This window comes from Fundidesulfovibrio sp., from assembly GCF_058402725.1.
Genome location: NZ_JBZVFJ010000018.1, coordinates 27,841 through 34,691 on the forward strand (window position 1 = coordinate 27,841; position 6,851 = coordinate 34,691).

Consider the following 6,851-nt stretch of genomic DNA (forward strand, 5'->3'; position numbering starts at 1 on the left):
GTTCATGTTCCCACGCTGCGCCGTCCTGTGCTGCGCCCTCGCGCTGGCGCTTTGCCGAGCGGTTCCGGCCGGGGCCGAGCCCCTGTCCCCGGAGGCCATGGCCGTGCACGTGCTGGACCGGCTCTCCTTCGGCCCCTATCCCGGCGAGATCGAACGCGTGCGCGCCATGGGCTGGCAGGCCTACGTGCAGGAGCAGCTGGCCCCGGAGAAGATGGCCCTGCCGCGCGCGCTCACCGACCGGCTGGCCGCCCTGCCCACCCAGTCCATGGACACCGTGGCGCTCTTTCGCGCCTACGGCCCCAAGCCTCCGGGCGGGCCGCGCAAGACGCCCACCCTGGACGAGATCAACCAGGCCAAGGAAAAGGCCGCCGTGATCCAGAACGAGGCCGCCGAGGCCAGGTTGTGGCGGGCCATCCTCTCGCCGCGCCAGCTGGAGGAGCTGCTCGTCGGCTTCTGGTGCAACCACTTCAACGTGCCCGCCTCCAAGGGGTTGGCCCACCTCTGGGTGGGCAGCTTCGAGCGCGAGGCCGTGCGGCCACACGTGCTGGGGCGCTTCGAGGACATGCTCCTGGCCGCCACGCGCCACCCGGCCATGCTCATCCACCTGGAGAACTGGCTCTCGGCCTCGCCGGAGAGCCCGGCGGGCAAGGCCCTGCAGCGCCCCCTGGTGGAGCAGCACGCCCGGGAGCTGCTATCCGGTCACACCATGGGGGCGGACGCCAAGCCGAAGGCCCAGGACGTGCAATCCCTGGCGCTCATCCTGGCCGGATGGACCATCGGCTCCCCGCGCACCCCCCAGGACGGCGGCGGCTTCACCTTCGACGAGCGCCGCCACGACCTGCGCGACAAGCCCTTCCTGGGCCAGACCGTCAAGGGGCAGGGCGTGGCCGAGGGCGTGGAGGCCCTGAAGCTCCTGGCCGCCCGACCCGAGACGGCCCGCAACCTGGCGGGCAAGCTGGCGCGGTTCTTCGTGGCGGACGCGCCCCCCCGGGAACTGGAGGAGCGCCTTGCCAAGGCCTGGCTGGATACCGGAGGCGACCTGCGCGCCGTGCTGGGGGCGCTCTTCGCCTCGCCGGAATTCGCGGACGCGCGCTTCGCCGGGATCAAATTCAAGAACCCCGAGCGCTGGCTGGTCTCGTTGGCGCGGGCCGCCTCGCGCCCCGTGATCGAGACGCGCAGCCTGGCTGAACACCTGGAATGGCTGGACATGCCCCTCTACGACGCCCCGGGCACGTCGGGCTTCCGCGACGTGCAGGAGGCGTGGCTCACGGCCGAGGGGCTGCTCAAGCGATTGAACCTGGCGGTGCAGGCGGGGCAGGGGGCCTTGCCCTGCTGGTCGCCCGGGACGTGGCGCGCCCTGGAGCCCCTGGACGCCCAGGCCCTGGCCGCCGCCATGGGGCGCACGCCGTCGCCGGATACGGCCCAGGCCCTGCGGGACGCGGCCCCGGACCTCAAGGCGGGCGTTTTCCTGGGCTCGCCCGAGGCGCAGAGGCACTAGCCCATGGCCGCGCACGCCACGAACCCCGGCGCGCATCCGGCGCGCGTTTTCCGGAGGAGACAGTGAAACGCAGGGATTTCCTGTCGGCCATGGCCGTGGGGGCAATGGGAGGGCTGGCCCCGGCCCCGGCGCGCGCCCAGGCGTCCCGGCGGCTGGTGGTCTTCTTCCTGCGCGGCGGCCTGGACGGGCTCTCGGCCCTCGTGCCCCTGGAGGATCGCTGGTACTGGCAGGCCAGGCCCTCCATCGCCATCCCTCCCCCAGGAGAGCCGGGCGGCGCGCTGCCCCTGGCGAAGGGCTTCGGGCTGCACCCGGCCCTGGAGCCCCTGCGCAGGCTCTGGGACGAGAAGCTCCTGGCCGTGATCCCCGCCTGCGGGCTGCCCTCGCCCGTGCGCACCCACCCCGAGGCCCAGCGCGACATGGAGAGCGGCCTGCCCGGCGATCGCCACGCGGCCGAGGGCTGGATGTCCCGGCTGCTCCCGCTCCTGGAGAAGAACGCCAAGGGGCTCACCCTGGCGGCGAGGCCTCCCCTGATCGGGCAGGGCAGGCCGGGGCTGCGCAACGTGCAGCCCACGGGCTATCCGCCCTCCCTCTGGCGGCTGGAGCGCCCTGCGGCCTTCGCGGCCTTCGACGCGGCCTACAAGGGCACGGACGCCCTGGGGCGCATGTACCGCCAGTCGCAGATCACGCTGCGCAACAAGCTCGTGGAGCTGGATCGGGAGATCTCGGTGTCCGCGGGGGGCGCTCCCTCGGTGCACGCCCTGCCGCAGCTGGCCGGGCAGGTGGCGGACTACCTCTCCAAGGCGCCGGACGCGCGCCTGGTCTTCGCGGCGCTGGGCGGCTTCGACGCCCATTTCCAGCAGGGCGCGGGCACGGGCAGGCTGGCGGAGACGTTTCTCTCGCTGGGCAAGGGCATGGAGGCCATGGCCAGGGCGCTGGGACCGGAACTGGAGCGCACGGCGGTGCTCTTCCTGAGCGAGTTCGGCCGCAGCCTGCGCGAGAACGAGTTCTCGGGCACGGACAACGGCTACGCCACCCTGTGCATGGTCCTGGGGGGCGGCGTGGCCGGGGGGGCGCTGCACGGCCCCTGGCCCGGGCTCGCCCCGGACAAGCTGGCCGACGGCCTGGACCTGGCCGTCACGGTGGATTTCCGCGAGCCCCTGGCCGAGATCGCCCAGCGCCACCTGGGCCTGGACCGTGCCGCCCTGGCCCAGTTCCTTCCGGGCTACATGCCCACGGGCGCGATGCGCAGCCTTTTCAACGCGCCACCCTCTTAAGTTTCCCGTTCGCCTGCCGAACAGAGTCCTTGGGAAAGGGCCGCGCCGTGTGGCGTGGTTGACACGGATGTCCTCTAGCCCAAGGAGCCATGCATGGCCAAGATCATCTCATTGCGGGAGTTCGCGCGCTCGCGGGGCGTCCCACCCCCGGCCGCGCGGGAGATTCCCCCGGACGGCGAACCCTACATCAACGACAGCCAGGTCTGGTCCAAGGATTACAGCAAACTGGAGAACGTCGTCTTCGGCGTGCTGAAGATCCGCGAGGTGCTCAACTACTACCTCTACTACGAGGACGTGTGGGCCTACCTCATTCTCAACCTTCTGGACGCGGCGGCCATGGCCACGCCGGAGGACCATACGGAGCTGCACGAGGCCGTGGCGCATCTGCGCAACTACATCGTGCAGGCCGTGGACGCCTCCAACCGCAGGAACATGTTCGCGGCGCTGCTCATCCTGGACCTCATCGAGAAGGCCCCGGGATTCAAGGCCCAGGTCATGGGTCTGCCGCAGGATTGACGCCCGGGCGCGGCGGCGCGCCAGCCGTGCCTGCCTGACAGGCGCGATGGCGCATGGGCGCGCAACGGCAGGCAGCTGCGAGAGCCCCGCGCGACAGGGAGAAAAACGCGACGGTCCGGCCGGAAACGGTCCGGGCTGTCGCGTTTTGCTTTTGCTCGGGCAGGGAGGCCCATGCGCCGGGCATCTTCCTGGTTCAGGACGTTCAGCTTGTCCGCAAATGGTCTCACAGAGCATGCGGAGCCGGTCACTGTGCCACGAGGCACTCCCTGGCCACACCAGGGGGCAGGGCAAGTACAACAACCATGCTTGGTTTTTCATGAAGGCTTGACGTGAAACTACCGATCGCCGCTCGACTCGTTCATCTTTGAACTTGCCAAGCGTTCCCCTTGTTCACTAAAATAGACTACTGGACCATCAGGGGGGTCGCATGAGCCACAGGATGCCGCTCGGGACGGCTGGGTTTCTCCGGGGCGCGCGCGGCTGGCGACCTCTTGCGGCCCTCGCGGCGCTGGCCTTTCTGCTGGCCCTTCTTCCAGACGGCACATCCCCGGCCGCGCCTTCCGGGTGGGCCGCGCCCGGCCCGGTGGCGCGCAGGGTGCTCATCCTCTGCAACACCGCCACCCAGAATCCGCTCCCCAACACCCTGGCCTATCACGGCTTCCAGACCGTCCTGAACTACATGGGGCTGGTGGCCGTCTCCTTCGACCTGGCCGAACGCCCCCTGCCCGGTCCCGAAGAAATGAAGGACGTGCGCGCCGTCATCGTCTCTCTCAACACCAGCGAGGTCTACCGCGCGGACGAATACCACCAATGGCTCCACCTGCAGCTGGACGCGGGCAGGAAGCTCGTGGTGCTCGATTCGCTCGGCCCGGGCGAGGCCCTGGAGACGCCCGAAGGCACGGCCCGCTTCCTGGAACTCTACGAACGCCTGGGCGTGCAGTACAAGGCCGGCCCCGTCAAGGACCGCTCGCGTCTGCGCTTCACCACCCTGGACCCGGCCATGACCGGCTACGAGCGCAAGCATCCGTCCCATCCGTCCCATTTCGAGCGCATCACCCCGCAGCGCCCCGACGTTCGGGTCCACGTGGGCGTGAGCACCGACAGGCCCGAGGACGGCGAGAGCCCCATGGTCTTCACCTCCGGCGTCGGCGGCGTCATCTTCGGCAACGAGTTCGCCTACTGGCTGGACCCCCTCTCCACACGCTCCAAATGGTACATCGACCCCTTCGTCTTCATGGCCCTGGCCCTGGACCTGCCCGCGTATCCCGTGCCGGACCCCACCACACTCAACGGGCGTCGCGTCGCCTTCTCCCATGTGGACGCCGACGGATTTTCGGGCGTGAGCCTCATCGACCGCACCAGAACCTGCGCGGCCGTGCTCTCCGACGAGGTGCTCTCCAAGGTCGACTTTCCGGTGTCCTTCTCGGTGATCGAGGCCGAGATCTCCCCGGATCACTTCGGCAACGCCAAGCTCATGGACACGGCCCGGGAGATCCTGGCCCTGCCCAACGTGGAGCCCGCCTCCCACACCTTCTCCCATCCCTTCTTCTGGAACCCCGGCAACAAGGACCAGGTCCGCTACACCGACCGCTTCGCCTTCGACATCCCAGGCTACGCCTTCGACCCCTGGCGCGAGATCGCGGGCTCCGTCGACTTCGTCAACAACAACCTCGTCCCGGAAGGCAAGCGCTGCCGCCTCCTCTTCTGGAGCGGCGCCTGCGACCCCCTGCCCGAGCACCAGACCATCGCGCGCGACAACGGCCTGCTGGCCATCAACGGCGGCGACACGCTCTGGGACGCCGCGCACGATTCGCTCTTCGGCGTCAAGCCCCTGCACCGCCATTTGGGCGGCGGACTCCATCAGATCAACATCGGCCAGGCCAACGACAACATCCTCACCAACCTCTGGAAGGGGCCCTTCAACGGCTACCGCAACATCATCGATACCTTCAAGCGCACGGGCAGCCCCCGGCGGCTCAAGCCCATCGACATCTACTACCACGTCTTTTCCACCGAGAAGCTGGCGGGGCTCAACGCCCTCAAGGAGGTCTACGCCTGGGTTGCCGCGCAGCCGGTGGCCCCGCTGTTCACCAGCGCCTACGTGCAGTCCGTGCAGGACTGGATGGACGCGCGCCTGACGAACCTCGCCCCCGGCGTGTTCTCCGTGGAGGATTACGGCCTGAGCCTGACCCTGCGCCTGCCCGCCGACGGCCCCGCGCCAGACATGTTGCGCTGCGAGAACGTGCTGGGCTACGACAGGCAGCCCGAAGGGCTCTACGTGCATCTGGCCCCGGGGCAAAAGCGCGCCGTGCTGGCGCTGGCCGCCGGGGACGACGCGCCGGGGGGCGCGCCCTTCCTGCGCTCAGCCAGCGGCTACGTGCGCGACTGGGCCGCCACGGAGCGCGGCCTGACCTTCACCACGGAGTTCTTCACCCGCAACGGCAAGGTGACGCTGGGCGGGCTCAAACCGGGCATCGTGTACTGGGCGACGGGTCCGGCGCTGGGCGGACGAAGCGTTGGCCGGGCGGCCTTGGAGGACGGCACGGTCAGCCTGGATGGGCTTTCCTCGGGCGCGCTGAGCCTGCGCTTCCCCTGACACGTCCCTTTCCTGGGCGGTCCGCCGCGGACGCGGCTCAGGCTTCTTCGCGCCGCGCCAGTTCGCCCCGCGTGGCCAGGGCGGGGCAGAAGGCGAGGGCCGCCGCGCCAAGGCGAGTGGCCTCGCCGCGTCCTTCGTAGAGTTCCAGCGGGGGCTCCACCATCATTCCCGCCCCTGCGTTTTTCACCGCTTCCAGCAGCGCCAGACGGGCCGGTTCGTCCAGTCGCGAATGGACCAGCCGCAAGCGCTTGGGCGCAAACCGCGCGTCCCGGCAGGCCGCCAGGAGGTCCGCCAGCCTGTCGGCCGGATAGACCGCGCAGAACGCCCCCCTGTTGGCCAGCAGCCAGGAGGCCGCCCGGGCGAAGTCCCCGGCGCTCCCCCGGGAGGCGAAGCGCGCGTCCTGGCGTCCGGCCGACCGGCAGTCCTGTCCCGTGCCGGGCTCGCGGTAGGGCGGATTGGCCAGGGCCAGGGTGAAGGTCTCCGGCGAATGGGTGCGGCGGATGTCCCGCAGGTCGCTCTCCTCGGCACGGAAGAGGTGTTCAAGGCCCAGAAGCCGGGCGTTCACCCCGGCGGCGCGGACCATGGACGGTTCCACGTCCAGGCCCAGGGCCTGGCGCGGCGCGGGAATGTCCCCGCGCAAAAGGAGCGCCAGGGCGGCTACGCCGCAACCCGTGCCCAGGTCGGCCACGCGAGCGTCGCGCTTGGGCCGGGCGAAGGCCGCAAGGAGCAGGGGGTCCAGGGAGAAACGGTAGCCGCCCTCGGGCTGGACGAGCCCCGTGGGGAAACCCTGGCGCGCGGCCAGGACTTCGCCGCAGGCAGGGGAGGGCGTCACGATCCGGAGCGGGCGCGCCGCATCAGCCTGCGCAGGACGAAATCCCCCAGCATGCGGGCCTCCTCCACCCGGAAGAAGAACGCCAGGAGCATGTAGCCGGTGGCCCAGACCGCGATGAGCCCCAGGGCGGCCCAC

At 70.3% G+C, this 6,851-nt stretch carries 5 protein-coding genes; 4 read left to right on the plus strand and 1 reads right to left on the minus strand.

Annotated features, from left to right (window positions below; genetic code table 11):
• The first annotated feature begins 4 nt into the window (after nt 1-4).
• From ACV4UX_RS04260 to ACV4UX_RS04275, 4 genes are all read left to right on the plus strand, one after another.
• The gene (locus ACV4UX_RS04260) at nt 5-1,498 is read left to right on the plus strand and encodes a DUF1800 domain-containing protein (RefSeq protein ID WP_491592084.1); all 1,494 of its coding nucleotides are present in this window, start codon (nt 5-7) and stop codon (nt 1,496-1,498) included.
• A gap of 62 nt (nt 1,499-1,560) precedes the next feature.
• The gene (locus ACV4UX_RS04265) at nt 1,561-2,772 is read left to right on the plus strand and encodes a DUF1501 domain-containing protein (protein WP_491592085.1); all 1,212 of its coding nucleotides are present in this window, start codon (nt 1,561-1,563) and stop codon (nt 2,770-2,772) included.
• A 93-nt stretch (nt 2,773-2,865) separates the two neighbouring features.
• Entirely contained in the window at nt 2,866-3,288 is a 423-nt protein-coding gene (locus tag ACV4UX_RS04270) for a hypothetical protein (RefSeq protein WP_173080422.1), read from the plus strand.
• A 427-nt stretch (nt 3,289-3,715) separates the two neighbouring features.
• Entirely contained in the window at nt 3,716-5,884 is a 2,169-nt protein-coding gene (locus ACV4UX_RS04275) for a polysaccharide deacetylase family protein (protein WP_491592086.1), read from the plus strand.
• Between the two features lie 37 nt (nt 5,885-5,921).
• Here ACV4UX_RS04275 and ACV4UX_RS04280 read toward each other — a convergent pair whose 3' ends face one another.
• The gene (locus ACV4UX_RS04280) at nt 5,922-6,716 is read right to left on the minus strand and encodes a tRNA1(Val) (adenine(37)-N6)-methyltransferase (RefSeq protein ID WP_491592087.1); all 795 of its coding nucleotides are present in this window, start codon (nt 6,714-6,716) and stop codon (nt 5,922-5,924) included.
• Between the last annotated feature and the right edge of the window lie 135 nt (nt 6,717-6,851).

Bases quoted from the DNA above. Each gene is read 5' to 3' on its own strand.
- ACV4UX_RS04270 (WP_173080422.1), top strand. From the start codon at position 2,866: ATGGCCAAGATCATCTCATTGCGGGAGTTCGCGCGCTCGCGGGGCGTC.
- ACV4UX_RS04275 (WP_491592086.1), top strand. From the start codon at position 3,716: ATGAGCCACAGGATGCCGCTCGGGACGGCTGGGTTTCTCCGGGGCGCG.
- ACV4UX_RS04260 (WP_491592084.1), top strand. From the start codon at position 5: ATGTTCCCACGCTGCGCCGTCCTGTGCTGCGCCCTCGCGCTGGCGCTT.